Source organism: Streptomyces olivochromogenes (assembly GCF_001514115.1).
Lineage (GTDB): Bacteria > Actinomycetota > Actinomycetes > Streptomycetales > Streptomycetaceae > Streptomyces > Streptomyces olivochromogenes.
In genome coordinates this window covers 208624-230933 of record NZ_KQ948465.1, presented here as the reverse complement: position 1 = coordinate 230933, position 22310 = coordinate 208624, and the positions used below count along the sequence as shown (strand labels likewise).

Here is a 22310-nt window from a genome sequence, read left to right as displayed (position 1 = left end):
GGGGCCGGGTGCCTTTGTGCGGGCTTCCGAAGCGGGGGGTGGGGAGAGTTGGTGCGATCCTCCGAGAGGCGCCCCCCGGGTGTTCACTCGTTGGAGAACTCCTCCATCACCGTCGCGCCCAGTTCGCGGACGATCAGGTCGTGGCCCGAGAGGGCGGACTCGTCGAGGTCGGGGTCGTCGTCCTCGGGGATGTCGTCCTCGGGGGCCACCGGAGGCGGCTCGTAGGCGACGGGGGGTGGCGGGGCGGGCGTCGAGGCGGGCGCGGCCGAGGCATGGCCCGCGGGCGGGCCCTGCGACGCGGCGGGGCGCGGAGCCGGGGGCTGCTGGGGGGCGGGGCGCGAGCCGCCCGGGGCTCCGCCGTAACCGCCACCACCACCGGCGCCATAGCCGCCACCGCCGCTGCCGCCACCGCCGAACCCGGGACCAGGTCCGGAGGCCGACATCGGCGGCGGGGCCGAGCCACCGGAGGTGTCGACGATCGCCTCGATCTTCCACTGCACATTGAACTGTTCGACCAGCGCCTGCTTCAGGACTTCCTCGCTGCCGCTGCTCGCGAAGTTGTCGCGTGCACCCGCGTTGACGAAGCCGATCTGCAGGGTCGTGCCGTCGTAACCGGTGACCTGCGCGTTCTGGCTGAGCAGGATCCAGGTGAAGCGGCGGCGGTTCTTCACGGCCTCCAGGATGTTCGGCCAGAGCATGCGGGGGTCGACGCCACCGGCGGCGGGGGCCTGCGCGGGGCCGGGGCCTGGGCCCGAGCCGGGGGTGGACGCCGTCGGCGCGGCAGCGGGTGCGGGGGCGGCGGGGGCCTGTCCCCCGCCCGCGGGTGTCGCGGTCGGCCAGCCGCCCGGACGCCGACCGCTGCCCACGGCCGTCGCGGTGGGCCAGGCGCCGGGCGCGGCTCCGGACGGGGACGCGGGCGGGGTCGTAGCGGCAGCCGGAGGAGCGGCGGGCGCGGCAGCAGCGGGGCCCGGGGCGGGTGCAGGGGCGGGTGCCGAGACAGGGGCAGGGGCCGAGGCAGGGACAGCCCCCGCACCCGGCGCCGCAGCAACCCCGCCGGCACCCCCCGCACCACCGGCCCCGTACCCCTCGTTCGCCGTTCCCTGCCCGCCTGGACCCGTCGCCCGCACGGCGGCACGGGCCGCGGCGACGCCGCCGCCCGGTGGAACCGTCGGAGCGGCCGCGGCCGGCGCCCCTCCATGTACGTCGGGGCCGGGCACGTACCCCATGGCGGGGGCGCCCGCGCCGGCACCGGAGAAGTTCACCCCGCGCTCGATGCGGTCCAGGCGGGCCATGACGGATCGCTCGTCCCCGTACGCCGCGGGCAGGAGTACACGCGCGCAGATGAGCTCGAGCTGGAGTCGCGGCGAGGTGGCGCCGCGCATCTCCGTCAGCCCCTCGTTGACGAGATCGGCGGCGCGGCTCAGCTCGGCGGCGCCGAAGACCCCGGCCTGGGCCTGCATGCGCTCGACGACATCGGACGGGGCGTCGATGAGCCCCTTCTCGGCGGCGTCGGGAACCGCGGCCAGGATCACCAGATCGCGCAGCCGCTCCAGCAGGTCCGCGACGAACCTCCGGGGATCGTTGCCCCCCTCGATGACGCGGTCCACGATCTCGAAGGCCACGGCGCCGTCGCCCGCGGCGAACGCCTCGACCACGGAGTCGAGCAACGACGCGTCCGTGTACCCCAGCAGCGAGGTGGCCATGGCGTACGTCACACCGTCGGTGCTCGCCCCCGCGAGGAGCTGATCCATGACGGACATGGAGTCACGCACGGAGCCGGCGCCGGCCCGCACGACCAGCGGCAGCACGCCGTCCTCGACGGGAATGCCCTCACGCCCGCAGACCTCGCCCAGGTACCCCCGCAGGGTCCCCGGCGGCACGAGCCGGAACGGATAGTGGTGGGTCCGCGACCGAATCGTCCCGATGACCTTCTCGGGCTCGGTCGTGGCGAAGATGAACTTGAGGTGCTCGGGCGGCTCCTCGACCACCTTCAGCAGGGCGTTGAAGCCCGCCGGGGTGACCATGTGGGCCTCGTCGATGATGTAGATCTTGTACCGACTGCTCGCAGGCCCGAAGAAGGCCTTTTCCCGCAGGTCACGGGCGTCGTCGACACCACCATGCGAGGCGGCGTCGATCTCGATGACGTCGATCGACCCCGGCCCGTTCCGCGCGAGGTCCCGGCAGGACTGGCACTCCCCGCAGGGAGTCGGCGTCGGCCCCTGCGCGCAGTTCAGACACCGGGCCAGAATCCGCGCGCTGGTCGTCTTCCCGCATCCGCGCGGCCCGCTGAACAGGTACGCGTGATTGACCCGGTTGTTCCGCAGCGCCTGCTGCAACGGGTCGGTGACATGCTCCTGCCCGATGACCTCGGCGAACGACTCCGGGCGATAACGGCGGTACAGCGCGAGAGACGACACACATACGAGGTTATAGGCGCCCACTGACAACAAGGACCGCTCACCGAGCCCCGGGCCCCCGGCGGCCGGACCCCCGTGCCGCAACCCGCCCCGCGAACGCAAGCGCCCCCCACGCACCCGCCAGAGCCAACCTACCCTTGCTGCCTTCCGGCCCTGGGGGAGTTCAGTCAGATAGCGCCACGTGAGGGGCTCCGCACAGAGTACCCGATCCGGGAGGGGGGAACGAGTTCGCGAGCACTCCTCAACGTCTTGTATTGTTTGCCGCGGAGGATTCGCCTAGAGGCCTAGGGCGCACGCTTGGAAAGCGTGTTGGGGGCAACCCCTCACGAGTTCGAATCTCGTATCCTCCGCCAGTGCCTCACCGGGCACGATGTCGAAGGGCCCCACCGCTTGCGGTGGGGCCCTTCGACGTTGTCCGTCTCGAGTCGATCACGACGTCCGGGACGCCGAGGATCAGGAGCACGGTCGCTGCGGTGTGCCGAGTGCCTTGGAGACGGCCGTCACGTACGCCCGCCTCCCGGAGTCGGGCAGGCCGATGGTGTGCCGCCCGGCTCGGGATTTGGTGGACTCGTGAGCGCCCAGGCCAGGGACCGGGCCCTCAAGTTCTCCTCAGGGAATCGATCACGTGATTGTCGCGCGCATGACCTGTACATAGCGTCCAAGTGCTCGATCGCCAAGGGGACGGTCCACCGGAAAGGCATGGGTAACCTCAACATGACCTACGTGAATCCGCGAGTCTGCCTCGTCGGGTGTGCAGTGGCGACGTCGGTGCTTCTGCTCGCGTCCTGCACCTCTGACGATGGGAAGGACAAGGCCAAAGACTCGTCGCCGTCGTCTGCGCCAAGCACCTCGGCGACGGCAACCGGCCCGTCCGAGGAGAAGGTCACCGAGCAGGCCCAGGCGGCCCTTGTCGCTGTACAGAGCGGCACGTTCTTCGCGTCCGGCGCGGAGCGTGTGACCGACGGGGTCCACACCGAGGCCATCCTGAGCAAGGGCAAGAACTACAAGCTCAACCTGGTGTGTATCGGCAGTGGTAGCGCGCAGTTGTCGTTCACGCCGGCGAGCACCGGCTCGAAGGCCACGATCCCGTGCGATCAAGCGCTGGTCCAGCAGCGGATCACAGGGCACGGGTCGGTCCGCATCGACATTGACGGCGCCACGGGTGCGACCGGCGTGATCGCCTGGCAGGTCGACGCCGTCTGATCCACGCATGCAGGGACCGCCCTCCGGCATCACTGCTGAGGGCGCTCACCGCGTGCGCTGCAGCCCGATGTCGGCACCTTCTCAGCGCAGTTGCTCTGCCAGTCCGACGATGATGCCCTCCGGACCGCGGAGGTAGCAGAGCAGATAGCTGTCCTCGAACCGGGCGATCTCGCCGACGAGTTCGGCGCCGTGAGGGCGCAGGCGGGCAACGGTGTCCTCGATGTCGTCGACGGCGAACATGACGCGGTGCGTGCCCAGAATGTTGTGCGGCCGGTTGCGCGGCCCGGCGCTGATCGCCGCGGGACTGCGGTACTTCGCCAGCTCGAGCCGGCTGTGACCGTCCGGGGTCCGGACCATCGCGATGTCACAGCGGACGCCGTCGAGTCCGGTGCACCGGTCGGCGAAGAGACCCTCGACCTCCGCCCTGCCCTCCAGCTCCATACCGAGTTCCACGAAGAACGCGATGGCGGCATCCATGTCCTCGACGACGATGCCGACGTTGTCCATCCGCTGAATCGCCATGCTGGTCTCTCCTTCTTCCTCGTGCGGCCGGTGGTGGCCGCTGATGTCCCTGGGACGGAGCCGGTGGCACGTTCTCGACATCCGCAGACCGCCGGACTCCGAAAGCACCTGGAATGGCCGGCGCGAGGCCGGCCGGCAGGAGACGCCACCACGTGGGACCAGACGTACAACAGGTACAGGGCAGCGCGCAGGACGTACTACGAGAAAGCCCGTGCCAGCCTTCCACGAACCCAGGCGAATGCCACCGAGACCTCAAGGTTCGCTCAATTTTGCGCACGGCATACTTTTTGATCCCTAGGCTCCGCGATCAACGGTCCGACCAACCGTTTCCACACACAGGAAACCAGGGGAGCAAGTGACTGGCCGAATTCAGTACCCAGAACGTTCCTCGTGCCGCAATTTCACCGGCACTGCTTACGGCCCCATGCATGCCAGGGGGTACATATGGGGCGAATAGGGATAGTCGTTCCGGTGGTCCTGCTCACGTTGACCGGGTGTACGAGTACGACGTCAACCGGGGGTCGAGCGACTGCGAGTGGGACGCCGGTCGAGACAGCTTCGCCCGGCACACCCTCAGTCGCCCCTTCCGCCACGCCCTCCGGCACCGCAGACCCTCGCTTTCCGCCCCAACTTCTAGATGCGCAGAAAACATTCATCAAAACAGGTGGAAAGACCGGGTCTCACTCATTTCCGGCGATCCCTCACATTCGGCGAGGAACTCTGGAAGTCGCGGTGCTCTGTTCGGGTTCCGGGACCATCGACGTCAATGTCGGATCTTTCGTGAGCTTCACCATCGTCTGCGCAGACGGCGACCCTGGGCAGGCCAACGAAGTGGTTACGAGCCACAGCCACAAGAACGTCGCTGTTTCGGTCACCAGCAAGACGAGTGGGTCCTGGGGACTCTCGGTGGGATGGACCAAGACCATCGCCCCTCCCGGTTAGCGATGGTGCCTGCCTCGACAACATCCGCCGCCCGCCCTGTCCGACGGGCGGACAAGGCAGGCGGCGGGCGGGGTCAGGCGCGCAGGGAGTGCAGCAGGGTGCCGATCGTTGCGGCGACCGTCTCGGCCGAGCCCTGGGCGTACGACGAGTCCATCGCCTCGTATGTGATCCGGGCGTAGCTCTGCGCCTCGGCCATGTTCTTCGAGCCGCCTTCGAGCATCGACATGACGGCGGTGTGCGGGAACGGCGAGTGCTTCTTGATGGCCAGCGCGGTGTCGGTGGACAGCTCCGGCTCCACCCCGACGAACACGCCGTTCCCGAGCTGGAGGATCCAGACCGGTACGTCGGCCGTGCCGGTCGGGGTGAAGTCGTACGTCTTCGTCGGTCCCGTCGGGTGTCCCATCGCCATCGTGTCGACCGTGACGGTGTCGGTCAGGAGGCGCACGGTCGAGCCGGAACCGCCGCCGGAGGTCCTGATGGTCTCGCTGACCCGGACGGCCTCGGTGCCCAGCCGCTCGCCCTGCACCGTGAGAAGCAGCCAGCCGGCGTCCTGGGCATCGACCTGGGACCACTTCTTGTCCTTGTCGATGGTGTACCGCTTCGACCTGAACGCCGGTGCCTGGTCCCCGCAGGAGCCGACCAGGAAGAACCCGACGACCTCGCCGCCGTACTGCTTCTCCACGTGCTGCACCGCAGCGCCCGCCAGGTCGGCCGTGATCGGCAGGTCGCCGCCTGCCATGACCGACTCCATCATGACCGAGGACTGGACGGCGTAGTTGATGAGGACGGCGATGGGGTTGCCGTCCAGGTCGTCGAGGCGGGTGACGCCCACGCTCTTGTCGGACGAGCCCCTCTCACCGGTGCCGAGCCACCAGCCGTCGGCGGTGAGGACGTCCCGGTTGACGTTGACGTCGCAGGTGCCGGTGCCGAAGCCGACCCGCGCGGGCCTGAGCCCCTCGACCGCCGCCGCGATCGCGGTCGCGGTGGCCTTCGTGATGTGCCGCACGTACTGGGCCGCCCCCGTCGAAGAGGTGGTCGCCTGCACGTGCGGGGCGGAGAACGTGTGCGTCACGGTCACGACGATGTCGGCCGTCGCCACGCCGGACGCCTTCGCGATGGTCGTCCTCATCGCGGCGATCGCCTCCGCGCTGATCGACGTCAGGTCCAGCACGGCGAGAGCGACGCGCCGCGAGCCGTTCTCCAGCAGGAGGATCCGTACGTAGAGGTCGTCGTGGACCGTGGTGAAACCGTCGAGCGGCAGGAGTGCGGACGGGATGTCGATCGCGGCCCGGCCGGCCCCCGCCTTCAGTACCGGTTCCTTCAGTGCCGGTCCGGCGTCCGCCGCCTGCGCCGCCGTGGCGCCCCCCAGGGCAGTGGCTGTCACCGCCGCGGCGATGGAGCCGTTCAGGAACGACCGCCGCTGCAACGGGCTGCCGAGCCGGGTGTTCTCGTTCCTGTTCGCGTACCTGTTCGCGTTCACATTCACGTTCTTGGAAGCCACAGCTTTCTCCTTCGCATTCAAGACACGCGGATTCAGGACACGCGGATTCAAGACGCGCGATAATCAGCCAGAGTCCTGTGAATTTTCGCCATCGGCAAAGTGGGAACCGGAACGGCACGGCGCGCCAGGATCCTCACACCGGGAATTGAGGGCGTCAACAATTGCGGCGCGTTATCTAAGATTGCGCGCCGCGAATTCAAGTACGCGACCAGGAAACCTCTGCGTAGCCTGTGAAAAAAGGGCTGTTTTCTCGAAGCGCTTCACAGCATGGGGCGAAACAGTGGGCCCTCAGTAGCCCTGGCAATCACTCTCGAAGGAGCTCATCTTCATGGACAGGCGTACGTTCATGGCCGGATCTGCGACTGCGACCGCCGGCGCCCTGACGGTGCTCGGCAGCGCGACCCCCGGCTCGGCCGACGAGGCAGGCCGGACGGGCTCGGGGGGTGACCACGTGCGGAGCGTCACCGCCATCACGCAGGTCTTCGGCTCCGGGCAGAAGCTGGTCGCGGTGGCGGTCGAGTACGACAGCGACATCGACGGTTCGACCCTGTCGACGTCGACGTTCGCGGTCACCGACCGCACCGTGACCAAGGTCTACACGAACAGGACGGCCGACCTCGCGCAGCGGGGCAGGAACGGCCGCTACGTCGTCGTGGAGCTGTCGCCGGACGACACGGCGGCGGCCCTGTGGGTGACACAGCAGGGTCCCGGCACTCCTCCCGGCGGCGGGTCCGGCGGCGGATCGGGCGATGACGGCGGCGGGCCCGGGGCGGGGGGCCCGGTGGTCGGCGACAGCACACCGGGAGGAACCATCGTCGCGGCGCAGGCCACGCTGACCCAGCCGGGCACCGTCACCACGACCCGCGGTCGCCGCTACGCCGCGGACACCACGGCGCGGACCACCGACGCCGTGGTGAACCTGATCGTCGACGACTTCCGGCAGCTCTCGTTCAGCGACCCCGCGACCGGGCAGACCCTGAGGTACAACCTGTTCGTCCCGAAGAACTACGACCACCGCAAGAGCTACCCGATGGTGCTGTTCATGCACGACGCGAGCGTGGTCAACGTCGCGACGCAAGGCCCCCTGGTCCAGGGCCTCGGCGCCGTGTGCTGGGCGAGCCCGGAGGACCAGGCCCGGCACGAGTCCTTCGTCCTGGCCCCCGAATACGGCTCCGTGGTGATCGACGACAACTACGAGCCGTCGACGCTGTTCGAGGCCACCGCCAACCTCGTCCGGTCGGTGACGCGGGAGTACAGCATCGACCCGGACCGGCTCTACACGACCGGGCAGTCGATGGGCGCGATGCTGTCGCTGGGTCTGAACATCAGGTACCCCGACCTGTTCGCGGCCGCGTTCATCGTCGCCGGTCAGTGGCCGGAGACCCAGGCCGCGCCGCTGGCCCAGAAGAAGCTGTGGATCCTCGTCTCCGCGGACGACACCAAGGCCTACCCCGGCGAGCAGGCCATCACCGAGGTCATCCAGGACCAGGGCACGCAGGTCAGCACCGCCCTGTGGGACGGCCGGTCCACGGCCGCGGAGTTCGCCGCGGACGTCCGGAGCATGAAGTCGCAGCGGGCCCCGGTGAACTTCGCCGCCTTCGAGACCGGAACCGTCGTGCCGTCCGGTTCCACCACCAGCGCGCACATGGCCACCTGGCAGGTCGCCTACACCATCCCCGGCATCCGCGACTGGATCATGCGCCAGTCCCGCTGAGCCCCGCCCGGCCCGCGCGTCACGGCCGCCCCGGTCGCGATCGGTGAGCGCTGTGCCGACTTCGTCCTGGCGGAAGCCGATGCCCTGTCGCCCCGTCAACTCCCTGCGCCTACAGTCTCGTCGGAGTGACAGACGAGCGGGGTGGGGTGGGTGTGTATGGAGTCGGCGCAGCGTGTGATCCACCGGAGTGGGCTGTTCTCACGGCTGCTGGTCGTGCTGGTGGGCGTGGCGGTCCTGCTGCTCGGCTACAGCCTGTTCAGGGAGAACCTGTCGGCACGGCTGACCCATGACTGGCCCTGGAAGCTCAAACTGCTGGACATACAGAGCGCCGTCACGGCGGTGCTCGGTACGGGAGGAGCCGCGCTGGCCCGGGCGCAGTACGCGCGGACGGTGCGGCCTGCCATCGGATACGGGGGCCGCGTCGTCGCGAACACGGCTCCGAACGAGCGGCTGGCCTGGATGTGCAAGCTCCTCAACGGCGGGCAGGAGGTGGCGATCATCGCGGACACCGGTTACTGGATCGAGTACACCTCCGCGGGACGCGCCGCCGGCGCCGTCGACTCCTCGGAGTGGACGAGCCAGCCGGAGGCGACAGCGGCGATCGCGAGCCGTGCGCTGACGGAGCGCCAGGACTTCCAGCTGAACCTTGTCGGACGCGGATACCCCATCCCCGGGCAGGGGCAGGGGCAGCTGTTTCTGGGCTGGTTCACCGAGAAGGCCATGCGCGAGCTGGAGAGCGTGTACGTGCGGGTGCGGGTGGTGGACCGGGTCGGCGATGTCCATGAGCGCGTCGTCAACTTGCTGAAGGGCGCCGACCGTTCACCCACCCACCCGGACGGTTCCCCCTTCTGAGCATCCCGCTTTCCCCCGGGGCGGGGGTGCAGCTAGCTACACCCCCGGTTCGGGAGTGCACCTCATCGTTTCGGCGCACGGACGACGGCATCGTTGAACCCAGCTGGTCCCAGAGGTTCACAGCTCCGCCGTCCGGAAGGAAAGCCCATGAACGCGTTGCTCTCGTCGAAGCCGGAGACGGAGACGGGCACGAAGATGGGCACGGAGACGGAGTCCGCGGTGCGGGGTGCGGAGCCGGCCGGGACCGGCACCCACGGCTCCCGCCGGATACCGGCGACCGCGGCCGCCCCCGGTCCGCTCGCCTCCTTCGCCCGGTTCGTGCTCTGCGGCGGCGGCATCGGCGTCCTCTCCAGCTTCGCCGTCCCCCTCGTCGCCGGACTGATGCCCTGGGCAATGGCCAACGCGGTCATCACCGTCGCGTCGACCATCCTCTGCACCGAGCTGCACGCACGCTTCACCTTCGGCAGCGGGAAGCACGCCGGATGGCGCCAGCAGTGGCAGTCCGCGGGATCGGCCGCGGCCGCCTACGCCGTCACCTCCGTCGCCATCCTCATCCTGCACACCCTCCGGACCTCCCCGAGCATGCTCACCGAACAGATCGTCTACCTCAGCGCCTCCGGTCTCGCCGGCATCGGACGCTTCCTCCTCCTGCGCCTCTACGTCTTCGCCGGCGGACGGACCAGGGCCGCGGGACCGGTACGGGTGAACAGCCCGGCACACCGGCCGCACCGGGCCCTGGCCTGGGCCTAGGCCCCGCCGCCCCGGAGAGTCAGAGGGTCACCGCGACCGCGGGGTGGAAGTCTTCGGGCTCAACAACTCGACGGGCGCAACGAGTTGTCAGCCACCGGAGTTCCCCCGCACCCCGTCCGCCCCTCCCCGTCAAGCCACCGGTCCGATCAACCCGGCCGCAGCCGTACGATCACCCGTCATGGAGGACTGGCTGGAGCGCGCGGCGAAGCTGAGGCAGTGGACCGGCAACGGGGTCCGCGCCCCGCACAAGCCTCTTCTCCTCCTCTACGCCCTCGGCCGGTTCCAGCGGGACGCCGACGGCGAGTTGCGCTACAGCGCGGTCGAGGACGATCTGAAGCGGCTGCTGGCCGAGTACGGTCCCGCCAACCGGACGACACCGGCGTACCCCTTCCACCACCTGGTCGGCGACGGGGTGTGGGAGGTGCGGACCGATCGCGGGCCCGGCAGCCCCGGCAGCGGGGTGCGGGAACTGCGGTCGACGGGCGCGGCGGGACGGCTGGCACCGGAGCTGCGGGCGGCGCTGCGACGCGAGCCCGCGCTCCTCGGCCGGATGGCCCGGATCCTGCTCGACCTGCACTTCCCGCCCTCGCTCCACGACGAACTGTGCGAGGCCGTGGGCCTGGAGTGGGAGTGGGAGCCGGAGGGGTCGGTGCACCTGCCGGACGCGGGGCCGCGGGACCGGCGCCGGCGCGACGGGCGGATGCGGGAGCTGGTCCTGACGGCGTACGAGTACCAGTGCGCGTTCTGCGGGTACGACGGCCGGATCGGGGCGGTGCCGGTCGGGCTGGAGGCCGCGCATGTGCGCTGGTGGGCGTTCGACGGGCCGGACGACATCGACAACGGCCTGTGCCTGTGCTCCCTGCACCACAAGCTGTTCGACAAGGGCGTCCTCGGTATCGGGGACGGGCACCGCATCCTGGTGTCGCAGCGCTTCGTCGGACGGAGCCCGGCTGCCCGCGACCATGTCATCGCGCTGGCGGGCCGTCCGCTGACCGGTCCCCAGCCGGGCACCGCGCCCGTCGCCGCACACCACCGGGACTGGCACACCCGGCAGGTGTTCCACGGAGCCCCGCGCCCTGCCGCGCCGGTCCCCACCGCACACGGAGAGGTGTGACGCAGGTCACGGGAAGTCGGTGTCGGGTGCCGGACAGCTCATAGGGGTGAGCATTGATATGCGTACCCGGGTACGGGCCGGGGAATCGAGCGCCTTCGCGGAGCTCTTCGACAGTTATGCGCGCGCGGTCTACAACCATGCCTTCCGGCTGACCGCCGACTGGTCGACGGCCGAGGACGTGATGGCCGCGACCTTCCTGGAGGCATGGCGGCTGCGCGACCGGGTCGACCCCGAGGGCGGCTCGCTGCGGCCCTGGCTGCTGGGCATCGCCACCAACACCGCGCGCAACCAGTACCGCAGCAACCGGCGTTACCGGCGGGCGGCCCAGGCCGCCGCCGCGGCCGAGCTGTCGGTGCCCGACCACGCCGAGGACGTGGCAGGGCAGGTCGACGACCGGCGCCGCCTCGCGACCGCCCTCACCGCCCTCGCGACGCTGCGTCCCCCGGAGCGCGAGGTCATCGCGCTCTGTCTGGGGGAGGGCCTGGACTACGAGGCCGCGGCCGAGGCGCTGGGGATTGCGGTCGGCACGGTCGCCTCCCGGCTCTCCCGCGCCCGCAAGAAGCTGCGCACCCTCACCGACCCCGGACCGGCGCGCCGAGAACCCGAACCGCCGCCGAAAAAAGTTCGCGAAAGACGGGAAGGCAGCCGCGACGCCCGACAGATAACAGGCGATCGCACCCAAGTGATCCGGCCCGCACAGGAAGGAAACCGATGAACGCGAACACGCCCCGGCAGAGTCCGGCCGAGCGGGACGAGAGCGCCCAGCAACTCCTGTCCCGCACGGCGCGCGACCTCCCGGCGGGCCGTCACCAGTTCCACAAGGAGCGCCTGATGGCCCAGATTCACCAGATCCAGCAGGAAGAGCGCACGGCGGCCGCGGAGGCGGTTGCCCCGGCGCGGACCCGGCGGCTGCGGCTGCCGCGTCCGGCGATCGCGCTGCCCGTGCTGGCCGCCGCCCTGGCCGGTACGGTCGTCACCGGAGTGGTGATGAACGACGGCGGCGGGGTCAGGGACGGCGGCGTCGCCACCGGACCCGCCCTCACCACCCCCATCGGTGCCGCGACCGCCAAGGGCGTCCCCCAGTTGCTGGGCCAGATCTCACTGGCGGCGGCCGAGACCGGGGGAAGCCACCCGGCCGTCAAGCCCGGCCAGTACGTCTACATAGAGTCCAAGTCGGCCGACTCGTTCGTGAAGACCGTCGGCGACAAGAGCAGCCTCGCCAGCCACGCGCTGCACCGCCGCCAGGTCTGGATGTCCTCCGACGGCACCAAGGGCTGGCTGATCGACCCCGCCGTCAACGACAGCTCCGAGGGCGAGACCCTGAGCCTGCCCGACGAACAGGGCAACACCCCGGTCGGCGGCCTGAACCACCCGACGTACGACTACCTGGCCAAGCTGACCACCGACCCCGACAAGATCCTGGCCAAGATCTACAAGGAGACCAAGGGCCAGGGCAACACCCCCGACCAGGAGGCGTTCACCACCATCGGCGACCTGCTCGTCGAGAGCTACCCGCCGGCGGAGCTGTACTCGGCCCTGTTCAAGGCCGCCGCGAAGATCCCCGGAGTCGTCGTGGTGAACGACGCGGTGGACGCGGTGGGCCGGCACGGGATCGCGGTGGCCCGGCTGGACGAGACCAGCGGCGAACGCGAAGAGTGGATCTTCGACAAGAAGACCCATGTCTTCCTGGGCGACCGCGCGGTCAAGGTCACTGCGAGCACCGGCGAGGACGCTCTGATCAAGCCCGGCACGGTGACCTTCACCAACGCCATCATCACCCGGGCCGTCGTCGACGGCATGAAGCAGACCCCGTGAGCCGACGCGGTGGTCACGTCAGCGGTCCCGTCAGCTGATCTTCACGGTCTTCGACACCGTGACCTGGTCGATGTCGGTGGTGCGGACGGTGACCTTCATGGTCCAGGTGCCGGCCACCGGCAGGGTGACGCCGTCCGCGGCCCAGTAGCCGCCCTTGTCCGACAGCTCGGCATCGATCGGGCCGATCTGCTGGGACTCCAGGGTGAAGGTGAGGCGTAGTTCGGGCACGGTGGCGAAGCCGCCGTCGGGGCCGTAGATCACGGCCTGCACGGAGTTCTCGCCCACCCGGCTCGGTGTCAGTTCGATCTGCACCTTGCCGTGTCCACCCTTCGCGCCGACGTCGAACGGGATCGTCGTCGTCGAGGCCGTGGTCTCACCGGCGGCCGCGGTGGCGGAGGCGGCCGCGGCCTCGGTGGCCGCGCGGCCCGGCTGGGTACCGGTGAGCAGGGTGGTGATCACCAGCACGACGATGCCGACGACGACCTCGACCAGCACCGAACGGCGCAACGCCCGCCGGTACCGGTCGGTCTCGTCGGAGGCCTTGCCGGAGATCTTGCCCGAGCTCTTGTCGGAAGCCTTGCCCGAGGGCTCGTGATCCGGATCCGGTACGCCGTCGTCCGATGCACCGTCGTCGGAGGGGCTGTCGTCGGAAGGGCCGCCGTCCGACGGACCGTCCGCCCTCCCGACCCGTACGTCGGTGGGGGCGGCCGAGGCCCCCACCGTCTGCGGCACCCGCTCCTCCGCCAGCACCGCAGCCGCTGTCCGTGTCTCCTCCGCCGCGAGCGTCAGCCGCCCGGTCCAGCGCCGCGAGGCCCCCGCCCCCGCCAGCAGCACCAGCACCGCCACCAGCTTGGCGAGGAGGAGCCGGCCGTACGAGGTGGAGGTCAGCGCGTCCCAGGAGCCGAGGCCGCGCCAGGACTGGTAGACGCCGGTGACGACCAGGACGGTGACCGAGGCGAGGGCGAGGCGGGAGAAGCGGTTGACGACGGCCGCGGGGAGCGGCTCGGCCGACCGGTACAGCGCGGTGAGCAGGGCCGCGAGGCCGCCCAGCCAGACCGCCATCGACAGCAGGTGCAGTACGGAGGAGACCATCGCCACGGGGACCTGGATCCCGGCGGACGCGTGCTCGGCGACGGCCCAGGTGACGGCGAGGGAGACGGTGAGCAGCCCGCCGAGCGCGAGGACGAGCCGGCCCCGCGCCTGCTCGCGTACCGGATAGAACACCGCCGCCGCGAGCAGCACCAGCCGCGCCAGCAGGGCCAGTCCCGGCCTGCTGGTCAGGGTCTCGTTGAGGACGAACGGATCGAAGGCGTCCGCCGGTCCGCTGCCGCGCTCGTAGGGTCCGCGCAGGAGCAGCAGCGCGACGGTGGACCCGGCCAGGATCCACCAGCCGGTGAGGAGCAGTCGCCGCACCGGGCCCGGGAACCCGCAGACCAGGACGAAGGTGGCCGTGCCGATGAGGAGGGCCAGACCGCCGTACGCCAAGTAGCGGGCGGCGTCGTAGAGCGTGCCCGCGACGGTGTTCCCGGAGGGGTTCACGGGAACGGGTGGGGCGGTCGCGGAGGGTTTGCCGATGGAGAAGGTGAAGGCACCGGAGATCGGGTGGCTGTCGGCCGAGACGACCCGCCAGGCCACCGTGAAGGTGCCGGTGCCCAGGCCCTTCGGCAGGGTCACACGGGCGGTGTCGGAACGGTCGCCCGCGTGCCCCGGATCGCCGGTGTGCACGCGTCGGTTGTCCGGGTCGAGCACGCGGAAGGAGTCGTCGAGGAGCCCGATGGACTCGCTGAAGGACAGCGTCACCTCGGTGGGCGCCGTCTTCAGCACGCTGCCGTCCTGCGGATCGGTGCCGGTCAGCGCGGCGTGGGCGGACGCGCCGCCGACACCGCCGAACAGCACCAGGACCAGCACCGTGCCCAGCAGCGCCAGCCCCCGGGCGATCCGCCGTCGCTCCCGCTGTCCGCCTCCACGTCCGCTCACACGCCGTCTCCGTCGTCTCCGTCGTCCCTGCGGTCTGCGCATTCCGGTCCGCCCGGTCCGCACTTCCAGAGTCACGGATACGTACGGACGAATCCGGCGCCGTGCTCACTCCCCGGCGGGGAAACCACCGATCAGCCCACCGATCAGCCCACCGGGGAACCCGCCGACGAAGCCCCTGGGAGGGTCGCCTCCCGCGTCAGGAAGGCCAGCCGGGCCCGCTTCTCGAGCAAGTAGACCCCGGGAAGGTCGATTTCGGGAAGCACGATCTCCGGGCCGGGTACGAAGCCCTGCCGGACCAGACGCGCGATCGCCTTCTCGTTGCGCGCGTCGGGTTCGACCACGACCCGCTGCCGGTCGAGGCCGATCAGCACGTACCTGGTGAACGCGGTCAGCAGCGCGGACGACCAGCCCGGCCGGCCGCCTCCGGCCCCCGCGGGGCCGATCAGCAGGTGGACGCCGATGTCGCCGGGTTCGACGGCGTAGCACTCGCTGACCCGGTCGGCCTCGGGCTCGTACGTCTGGAAGAGCGCGGCGGGCTCGCCGTCCTTGACCGCGAGGAAGGCGTGGTGGGTGTCGAGGGAGTCAAGATGGACGTACGTCTCCAGCACCTGCTGTTTCGTGAGCCCGTTCATGCCCCAGAACACGGCACGCTCCTCGCTCACCCAGCGGTGGATGACGTCCAGGTCGGCGTGCGGGTCGACGGGCAGGACGCGCACGGTCCCGAAGCCGTCGAGCTTCTGCTCGTGCACGGCCTCGCGGTCGGCGGCGTACGGCTCACTGCTCATGGTGTCGTCAACCTTCTCTGTGTCCCGCTCCGGTGTCAGCCGGCTCCAGTCGGTGCTGACCGGGGCCAGTTCTCCCCTGAGCCACAAGGGGAGTTGGTCGCGGTGGTGGACGGAGCCCGGAACGCCCGAGGCACCGAAGGGGACCACCCAGAGGCTCTGGTCGCGGTCGGCGAGGTCCCAGACATAACGGGCCGCCGGGCCGCGCGCGCTCAGGTCGGTCAGGCCGGGGACCGCCGAGGTGCACAGCACGCAGTCGTGGTCTCCGGAGAGACCCGGTTCGTCGTACGAGGTGGTCGCCAGCGCGCGCCAGGGCGCGAGCCGGTGGGTGTCGCCCCAGACGCCGAGCGGTTGCGCGGCCGCCTCCTCGACGGCCTCGCGGACGAGGGCGGCGCGGTCGATGCCGTACAACTCCTCGGCCTTCAGCAGGTGTTCGAGGGCGAAGGCGACACGGGGGAGGAGGGCGAGCCAGGGGCGGAAGACCTCGGGGTACGCGGGCGGGTCGGCCAGCGCGGCGAAGGCGGGGTGCGCGGCGAGCCGCCGTACGACCGCGCCGCGCACCGCGGAGTAGGCGGCCGCCGCCATGCTGTCGGCCGTCATCCGGCGGTCCCAGCCGAGCAGCCGGTCGCGCAGGGCGGTCGCCTCGATGCTGAGGCCGTCGAGAGCGGCGAGGTGGTCCATCAGGGGCGCGGCGGAGGCGAGATGGGTGTCCATGTGGATGTCCGCCATGTCCCGGGCCGACCACTTCGGCCGCTCGTCGAGGAGCTGCCGGATCCGGGCGGCCCGGTGGAACGGGGCGAACTCGACACCCAGCGGGCCGGCGGGGCCGCGCTGGTTCGCCATCACGGCGACGCCGTCCTCGACCGTCCCGTACGGCATCTCGTGCCAGCCGCGCCATTCGTGCCCGGGCTCCCAGGCGGCGACGATCCGGGTGCGGTTGTCCGCGCCGCGGAGCGGGACCCGGCCGGCGACCCGGTGCAGTACGCCGCCCTCGGTGTCGGCGGCCTGGACGACGTTCACGGGCTCGGCCCAGTGGTCGAACGCCCGGTCGACGTCGGCGACTTCGCGGGCCCGGAGCAGCGGGAGGAGCGCGCTGAAGCCGAGGTCTTCGGTGACGCGGGGCGGGTAGCGGAGGCTGATGGCTTCGACGCCCTCGGTCTGCTCCGCTCCCCCGATGACGACCGGTCCGCGCGGGGTTTCGACGACCTCGACCTCGACCGGTTCACCGCCCGCCACCTCGACCGTCTCCACGTGCCGGGCGACGGCCCGCCACTCCCCGTCGGGGTCGAGCGCCTCCCATCCCTCCGAGCCCTCCGGGCCCTCCGATCGCTCCGGTCCTTCCGGTCCCTGGGGTCGGACGCGTCGCAGTCGTTCCCGGTACAGGTCCTGGTAGTCGGCCATCGCGTTGGTGATGGCCCAGGCGACCGTGCCGGTGTGGGCGAAGTGGGCGATGCCCGGGACGCCGGGGACGGCGAGGCCGACGACGTCGAACTCGGGGCAGGAGAGGTGGATCTGCTGGTAGACGCCGGGGTCCTCGATGAAGCGGTGGGGGTCGCCCGCGATGACCGGCTGCCCGGTGCCGGTCCGCTCGCCCGTGACGAGCCAGCCGTTGCTGCCGGAGGTGCCGGGGCCGTCGGCGGCGAAGAGGTCCACGGCCTCCGGTCCGATCCGGCGGACGACCTCCTCCCTCCACAGCTTGGCGGGGAAACCGGCGAAGAGGATGTGCGCGCCGAGCCAGACGCCGAGCGGTGTCCAGGGCTCCCAGCGCCCCGGGGCGAGTCCGGTCTCCGCGAACTCCGGTGTGCGCCGGGCGCCTTCGGTCAGCCCCTCGTTGACCCCGTCGACGTACGCGACGACCCAGTCGGCGGTCTCCGGATCCCGTCTCTCCAGCGCCGCGAAGCAACGTCTCGCGGTCTCGTCGAGCCGGGCCCGGCGTGCGAACCGGTCCCAGCCGACGGCCTCGGCGCCGAGGAACGCGGCGGAGGTGCCCTGCGCGCGGTGCCGTTCGACCTCCAGTTGCCAGGCACGGTCGAGGGCGGTGACCCGGCCCTGGGCGCGGGCGAGGGCGCGGGCGTCGGTGGCGCGCAGGTGGGGGATCCCCCAAGGGTCACGGTAGAGCTCGGCGGTCACAGTCCATCCCCACTTTTGTCAGGTTAGGCTAACCTAACTTCCATTGTGGCGAAATCGTACGCGAGGGCTGGAGGGCCGATGGGCCAGGGGCACGGCTGGGAAGGCGCGGTACTCAAGCTGCTGCGCGGCAAGGACTTCGCGTTCACGGTGACCGGAGCCGAAGACGTCACCCCGCGCTACCGGCGCCTTCGCCTCACCGACGGCGGCATGCTCGCGGCGACCGGGGTGCACCCGACCATGTGGGTCCGGCTGTGGTTCGACAACGCGGGCAAGCCGCACCAGCGGGCGTACACCCTGGTCGACCCCGACCCCGCGAACGGCACCTTCGGGCTGGAGTTCGCGCTGCACGAGGGACGCGCGAGCGACTGGGCACGGGCGGCGAAGCCCGGGGACACCATCGAGGCCACGGTCCACGGCACCGCGTTCACGGAGCCGGACCCGGCCCCGTCCCACGTCTTCGCCGTCGCCGACTCGGCCTCCCTCCCCGCCCTCAACTCCCTCCTGGACACGGTGGGTACGGCCCCGGCGACGATCTGGTTCGAGACGGACCACGGCACGGACGGGCTCCCGCTGCGCACCCGCCCCTCCCTCCACGACCTGCGCCCGGTCCCGCGCCGGGGCGCCCCTCTCGTCACCCGGGTCAAGGAGTCCCTCCCGGACCTCCTCAAGGACCAGGCCGCCCCCTACGTCTGGATCGCCTGCGACACCACCACGACCCGCGCCCTCACGACGTACGTCCGCAAGGAACTCGCCGTCCCGAGGCAACGGGTGAACGCGATGGGCTACTGGCGCACGGCGGCCTGAGAGGCGTTCCGCACCCTCACGCGAGATCATCGAGGCATGGACGCCAGCCTTCACATCGCCCAGGATCCCGAAGCGGACGCGCTGCTCAGCCGCAGTCCCCTCGCCGCTCTGACCGGGATGCTGCTGGACCAGCAGGTGCCGATGGAGTGGGCGTTCAAGGGGCCGCGCACGATCGCCTCGCGCATGGGGGCGGACGAGTTGGACGCGCACGAGATCGCCGCGTACGACCCGGAGAAGTTCGCCGCGCTGCTCACCGCGAAGCCCGCCGTGCATCGCTATCCGGGGTCCATGGCCAAGCGGATCCAGCAGCTGTGCCAGTACCTCGTGGAGCACTACGACGGGGACGCGGCCAAGGTCTGGGAGGGCGTCAAGAGCGGCGAGGAGCTGCTGCGGCGGCTCAAGGAACTGCCCGGCTTCGGCGCCCAGAAGGCCCAGATCTTCCTGGCCCTGCTCGGCAAGCAGTTCGGTGTGCGTCCCAAGGGCTGGCGCGAGGCGGCGGGGGCGTACGGCGAGCCGGACTCCTTCCGCTCCGTCGCCGACATCACCGGGCCGGAGTCCCTGGCGAAGGTCCGCGCCCACAAACAGGAGATGAAGGCCCAGGCGAAGGCCTCCGGCAAGTAGCCCGCCACTTTCCGACCGACCCCGGGGTGAGTGTGCCGGCTGCCCGGTGGTGGGGGCTGCTCGCGCGTCCGTCGGATGGGTCACCGCAGTGGCAGAGCGGCCCCACCCGGCCAAAGCATGAAACATGAGCGAGGTACCGAACGCCCCCCACCGAGGTCCGCAGTACGACGACCGCCACGTCCACGACCGCGAACCACGCGTCACCCCCGAAGGCCCCCTGCACTTCATCGCCCGCAGCGCCTGGCAAGCCGTCCTGGTCGCCGGCATCGCGGCCTTCGTCCTGGGCGTGCTGGTACTGGTCTGGCCGGGCGCCTCCCTGCTGGCCGCAGGCGTGCTCTTCGGCCTCTACCTGCTCTTCAGCGGCGTACTCCAGCTCGTCGCCGCGTTCGGCACCCACGTCGCGACCTCGCTGCGCGTCATGGCCTTCATCAGCGGCGCCCTCTCGATCCTGCTCGGCCTGTTCTGCTTCCGCGGCCCGATGCAGTCGATCCTCCTGCTCGCCCTGTGGATCGGCATCGGCTGGCTGTTCCGCGGCATCACCCAGACCCTGGCCGCCGCGTCCGACCCGACCGTGCCGGCCCGCGGCTGGCAGATCTTCCTCGGGATCGTCAGTTTCCTCGCGGGGATCGTCCTCATCGTGTCCCCGTTCACCTCGGTCGCCGTCCTCACCCTCGTCGGCGGCTGCTGGCTCATCGCGGTCGGCGTCACGGAAATCGTCACGGCGTTCGTGATCCGCGGCCGCGCCAAACACATCCCGGCCGTCGTCTGACCGCACGCCCGACCGCACGACGAGTCCACGCCGTACGTCAACTCCGTGCCTCCCCCGTAGCCCATGAGGGCGGATCTCGCCGCCGACCCGATGAACCACCCACTCCGGATGGGGACACGACCTCCTATGAGCTCCTCTCCGCACCCCCGGCCGCGCCCGCCGCACCGGCACGCGTGGATGCGGGTTCTGACGCTCCTCGTCGTCACGATCCTCGCGGCGGGCGCCCACGTCGACGCCCTCGCCCCGAACCCCGTCGTGACCTCCGCCGAAGCGGGCTGCGGCGCCGAACACGACGTACTCGACACGGCCCTTCGCCCGCCCGCCCGGCAGGACCACCGCCCCCTCGCGCCACTGCGTCCCGCGCCGACCGCTCCCGACTGCCCGGAACCGGCGCCCCGCCCCCGTCACGTACCGCCGTCGCACTCCCGCACGCTGCACGCCCTGCGCTCCGTGGTCCTGCGCTGCTGACAGGGCCGGCCCGGCCTCCGGACCGTCCCCACCAGCCAGTCAGTCAGTGAACCAAGCGAACGCAAGGACACAGCCATGCCCACCGACCCGTACGCGGTCCTGCGCGCCCTCCTGCGCGCGGAAGCCGTCCGCAACACGCCCAAGCCGCCGCCCGAGTCCAGGCCCGCACCGGACGCCCGGCAGGTGCAGGCGCCCCCGCCCAAGGAGCACGGAAACAGCTAGGCGCAACGGTGAGGCGACCGTCCCGCCCGTGGGCGGGACGGTCGCCTCACCGCCTGACAGCTGACAGCTGACAAGGACCGACCACCCACTGACCGACTACCGCCTGCGCCGAGCCGTCCCGAAGAGGGAGCGGGTGATCTCCCTGCCGATCTGCGTGCCCATCGACCGTGCCAGGGACTTGAAGATCCCGCTGCCGACGACCTGTTCGACGACCGAGGGTTCCTCCTTCGCCCGGCCGCCGCCCTTCGCGGGCGCCCGCCCGGCCTCCGCGGCCGTCTGGGCGGCGGCCTGCGCGGCTGCCGCGTCCCGCGCCGCGAGCTTCTCGTACGCGGACTCGCGGTCGACCGCCTGCGCGTAACGCCCGTACAGCGGGGACGCCAGCACCGCCCGGTCCAGCGTGGCCGGATCGACGGGGCCCATAAGGGACTGCGGGGCCCGCAGCCGGGTCGCCGCGACCGGCGTCGGCGCGCCCTTCTCGCTCAGCACGGTCACCACGGCCTCGCCGGTGCCGATGCCGGTGAGGACCTCCTCCAGGTCGTACGCGGAGTTGGGGAAGGTCTTCACCGTGGCCTTCAACGCCTTCTGGTCGTCCGGGGTGAAGGCGCGCAACGCGTGCTGGACGCGGTTGCCGAGCTGGGCGAGGACGTCGGACGGCACGTCCTTCGGGGTCTGCGTCACGAAGAAGACGCCGACCCCCTTCGAACGAATGAGCCGCACGGTCTGGGTGATCGACTCCAGGAAGGCCTTCGACGCGCCGGTGAAGAGGAGATGCGCCTCGTCGAAGAAGAAGACCAGTTTCGGCTTGTCGAGGTCGCCGACCTCCGGGAGGTCGTGGAAGAGATCGGCGAGCATCCACATCAGGAACGTCGAAAAGAGCTGCGGTTTGTCCTGGACCTCGGGGAGTTCGAGGACGGACACCGTCCCGCGCCCGTCCGACGCCGTCCGCAGCAGCTCGCTCGTGTCGAACTCCGGATCCCCGAAGAACGGGCTCATGCCCTGCGCCTCGAAGGCGGTCAGGGAGCGCAGGATCACGCCCGCCGTCGCGGGCGACAGGCCACCGATGCCCTTCAGCTCCGCCTTGCCCTCGTCCGAGGTCAGGAAGGTGACGACGGCCCGCAGATCCTTGAGGTCGAACAGTTCCAGACCCTTCTGGTCGGCGTAGTGGAAGATCAGGCCGAGCGACTGCTCCTGGGTCTGGTTGAGCTGGAGCACCTTGGAGAGCAGCACCGGGCCGAAACTGGTGACCGTCGCCCGTACGGGGATGCCCTTGCCCATGCCGCCGAGCGCGTAGAACTCGGCCGGGCAGGCGGTCGGCGTCCACTCCTGGTGGACCTCCTGGGCACGCGCCAGCACCTTGTCGTTCGACACGCCCGGCGCCGAGATCCCGGAGACATCACCCTTGATGTCGGCGAGGAACACCGGCACGCCCTGCACGGACAACTGTTCGGCGATCAGCTGCAGCGTCTTGGTCTTGCCGGTGCCGGTGGCTCCGGCGACCAGCCCGTGCCGGTTGAGCACGGGCAGCGGAATGCGGATCCGGGCGTCCGGCAGACACCGCCCGTCCCAGAGCAGGACGCCCAGGTCGAGCGCGGATCCGGCGAACGCGTACCCGGAGGCGATCTCCAGGGCCTCCTGGGGGAGCCCGCGGGCGCCGCTCACACCTTCGGGTGCCACCGCGGGAGGTGCTTCGCTGTCGCTCATATCAGG

The 22310-nt window shown here is 70.8% G+C and carries 18 protein-coding genes, 1 tRNA gene and 1 other RNA gene; 13 read left to right on the top strand and 7 right to left on the bottom strand.

The window, feature by feature from the left end; translation table 11 throughout:
* Window positions 1–83: 83 nt before the first annotated feature.
* Together AQJ27_RS34080 and ffs are read right to left on the bottom strand one after the other, a co-directional pair.
* Complete coding sequence (locus AQJ27_RS34080) at window positions 84–2417, bottom strand: DNA polymerase III subunit gamma and tau (protein WP_067377058.1); 2334 nt, start codon at window positions 2415–2417, stop codon at window positions 84–86.
* Between the two features lie 95 nt (window positions 2418–2512).
* Window positions 2513–2611: signal recognition particle sRNA small type (gene ffs, locus AQJ27_RS34075), an RNA gene on the bottom strand.
* Window positions 2612–2682: 71 nt separating this feature from the next.
* Here ffs and AQJ27_RS34070 point away from each other — a divergent pair.
* Window positions 2683–2770, top strand: a tRNA-Ser gene (locus AQJ27_RS34070).
* Between the two features lie 346 nt (window positions 2771–3116).
* The gene (locus AQJ27_RS58985; protein ID WP_235613682.1) at window positions 3117–3620 is read left to right on the top strand and encodes a hypothetical protein; all 504 of its coding nucleotides are present in this window, start codon (window positions 3117–3119) and stop codon (window positions 3618–3620) included.
* Between the two features lie 81 nt (window positions 3621–3701).
* Here the strand turns inward: AQJ27_RS58985 and AQJ27_RS34060 are convergent, their stop codons facing one another.
* The gene (locus AQJ27_RS34060; protein WP_067377055.1) at window positions 3702–4142 is read right to left on the bottom strand and encodes a VOC family protein; all 441 of its coding nucleotides are present in this window, start codon (window positions 4140–4142) and stop codon (window positions 3702–3704) included.
* A gap of 1015 nt (window positions 4143–5157) precedes the next feature.
* Window positions 5158–6585: a hypothetical protein gene (locus AQJ27_RS34055; RefSeq protein ID WP_079065443.1), complete on the bottom strand. Its 1428-nt coding sequence runs from the start codon at window positions 6583–6585 to the stop codon at window positions 5158–5160.
* A gap of 328 nt (window positions 6586–6913) precedes the next feature.
* Between AQJ27_RS34055 and AQJ27_RS34050 the strand changes: the two genes are divergently transcribed.
* From AQJ27_RS34050 to AQJ27_RS34025, 6 genes are all read left to right on the top strand, one after another.
* Window positions 6914–8299, top strand: a complete 1386-nt coding sequence (locus AQJ27_RS34050; protein WP_067377052.1) for an alpha/beta hydrolase-fold protein — start codon at window positions 6914–6916, stop codon at window positions 8297–8299.
* Window positions 8300–8473: 174 nt separating this feature from the next.
* On the top strand, window positions 8474–9151 hold the full coding sequence (locus AQJ27_RS34045; RefSeq protein WP_235613681.1) for a hypothetical protein: 678 nt from the start codon (window positions 8474–8476) through the stop codon (window positions 9149–9151).
* Between the two features lie 147 nt (window positions 9152–9298).
* A complete protein-coding gene (locus AQJ27_RS34040; protein WP_235613680.1) occupies window positions 9299–9901 on the top strand; it encodes a GtrA family protein in 603 nt (200 codons plus the stop codon).
* Between the two features lie 178 nt (window positions 9902–10079).
* The gene (locus AQJ27_RS34035; protein WP_067377046.1) at window positions 10080–11015 is read left to right on the top strand and encodes a phosphorothioated DNA-binding restriction endonuclease; all 936 of its coding nucleotides are present in this window, start codon (window positions 10080–10082) and stop codon (window positions 11013–11015) included.
* Window positions 11016–11073: 58 nt separating this feature from the next.
* Complete coding sequence (locus AQJ27_RS34030) at window positions 11074–11730, top strand: RNA polymerase sigma factor (protein WP_067377043.1); 657 nt, start codon at window positions 11074–11076, stop codon at window positions 11728–11730.
* Window positions 11727–12830 (top strand): CU044_5270 family protein, encoded by a 1104-nt coding sequence (locus AQJ27_RS34025; protein WP_067377040.1) that lies wholly within the window; start codon window positions 11727–11729, stop codon window positions 12828–12830. The genes AQJ27_RS34030 and AQJ27_RS34025 overlap by 4 nt, the downstream gene beginning before the upstream one ends.
* 30 nt (window positions 12831–12860) lie before the next feature.
* Here AQJ27_RS34025 and AQJ27_RS34020 read toward each other — a convergent pair whose 3' ends face one another.
* The gene (locus tag AQJ27_RS34020) at window positions 12861–14807 is read right to left on the bottom strand and encodes a copper resistance CopC/CopD family protein (RefSeq protein ID WP_235613679.1); all 1947 of its coding nucleotides are present in this window, start codon (window positions 14805–14807) and stop codon (window positions 12861–12863) included.
* A gap of 143 nt (window positions 14808–14950) precedes the next feature.
* Window positions 14951–17719, bottom strand: coding sequence for a GNAT family N-acetyltransferase (locus AQJ27_RS34015; RefSeq protein WP_067377039.1), 2769 nt, complete (start codon window positions 17717–17719; stop codon window positions 14951–14953).
* 78 nt (window positions 17720–17797) lie between these two features.
* On the opposite strand from AQJ27_RS34015, the gene AQJ27_RS34010 reads away from it, so the two are divergent.
* The 5 genes from AQJ27_RS34010 (at window position 17798) to AQJ27_RS57480 (ending at window position 20603) form a co-directional block, all read left to right on the top strand.
* Window positions 17798–18523 carry a siderophore-interacting protein gene (locus AQJ27_RS34010; protein WP_067377036.1) on the top strand — a complete coding sequence of 242 codons (726 nt, stop codon included), beginning with the start codon at window positions 17798–17800 and terminating at the stop codon, window positions 18521–18523.
* A 36-nt stretch (window positions 18524–18559) separates the two neighbouring features.
* Window positions 18560–19144: an HhH-GPD-type base excision DNA repair protein gene (locus AQJ27_RS34005; protein ID WP_067377033.1), complete on the top strand. Its 585-nt coding sequence runs from the start codon at window positions 18560–18562 to the stop codon at window positions 19142–19144.
* Between the two features lie 124 nt (window positions 19145–19268).
* Entirely contained in the window at window positions 19269–19913 is a 645-nt protein-coding gene (locus AQJ27_RS34000; protein WP_067377030.1) for an HdeD family acid-resistance protein, read from the top strand.
* A 126-nt stretch (window positions 19914–20039) separates the two neighbouring features.
* Window positions 20040–20381, top strand: coding sequence for a hypothetical protein (locus AQJ27_RS33995; protein ID WP_067377027.1), 342 nt, complete (start codon window positions 20040–20042; stop codon window positions 20379–20381).
* Window positions 20382–20456: 75 nt separating this feature from the next.
* The gene (locus AQJ27_RS57480) at window positions 20457–20603 is read left to right on the top strand and encodes a hypothetical protein (RefSeq protein WP_165854068.1); all 147 of its coding nucleotides are present in this window, start codon (window positions 20457–20459) and stop codon (window positions 20601–20603) included.
* A 96-nt stretch (window positions 20604–20699) separates the two neighbouring features.
* Here the strand turns inward: AQJ27_RS57480 and AQJ27_RS33990 are convergent, their stop codons facing one another.
* Window positions 20700–22304, bottom strand: a complete 1605-nt coding sequence (locus AQJ27_RS33990) for a helicase HerA-like domain-containing protein (protein ID WP_067377024.1) — start codon at window positions 22302–22304, stop codon at window positions 20700–20702.
* Window positions 22305–22310: the final 6 nt, after the last annotated feature.

Bases quoted from the DNA above. Each gene is read 5' to 3' on its own strand.
- AQJ27_RS58985 (WP_235613682.1), top strand. From the start codon at position 3,117: ATGGGTAACCTCAACATGACCTACGTGAATCCGCGAGTCTGCCTCGTC.
- AQJ27_RS34060 (WP_067377055.1), bottom strand. From the start codon at position 4,142: ATGGCGATTCAGCGGATGGACAACGTCGGCATCGTCGTCGAGGACATG.
- AQJ27_RS34050 (WP_067377052.1), top strand. From the start codon at position 6,914: ATGGACAGGCGTACGTTCATGGCCGGATCTGCGACTGCGACCGCCGGC.
- AQJ27_RS34040 (WP_235613680.1), top strand. From the start codon at position 9,299: ATGAACGCGTTGCTCTCGTCGAAGCCGGAGACGGAGACGGGCACGAAG.
- AQJ27_RS34035 (WP_067377046.1), top strand. From the start codon at position 10,080: ATGGAGGACTGGCTGGAGCGCGCGGCGAAGCTGAGGCAGTGGACCGGC.
- AQJ27_RS34030 (WP_067377043.1), top strand. From the start codon at position 11,074: ATGCGTACCCGGGTACGGGCCGGGGAATCGAGCGCCTTCGCGGAGCTC.
- AQJ27_RS34025 (WP_067377040.1), top strand. From the start codon at position 11,727: ATGAACGCGAACACGCCCCGGCAGAGTCCGGCCGAGCGGGACGAGAGC.
- AQJ27_RS34010 (WP_067377036.1), top strand. From the start codon at position 17,798: ATGGGCCAGGGGCACGGCTGGGAAGGCGCGGTACTCAAGCTGCTGCGC.
- AQJ27_RS34005 (WP_067377033.1), top strand. From the start codon at position 18,560: ATGGACGCCAGCCTTCACATCGCCCAGGATCCCGAAGCGGACGCGCTG.
- AQJ27_RS34000 (WP_067377030.1), top strand. From the start codon at position 19,269: ATGAGCGAGGTACCGAACGCCCCCCACCGAGGTCCGCAGTACGACGAC.
- AQJ27_RS33995 (WP_067377027.1), top strand. From the start codon at position 20,040: ATGAGCTCCTCTCCGCACCCCCGGCCGCGCCCGCCGCACCGGCACGCG.
- AQJ27_RS57480 (WP_165854068.1), top strand. From the start codon at position 20,457: ATGCCCACCGACCCGTACGCGGTCCTGCGCGCCCTCCTGCGCGCGGAA.
- AQJ27_RS33990 (WP_067377024.1), bottom strand. From the start codon at position 22,304: ATGAGCGACAGCGAAGCACCTCCCGCGGTGGCACCCGAAGGTGTGAGC.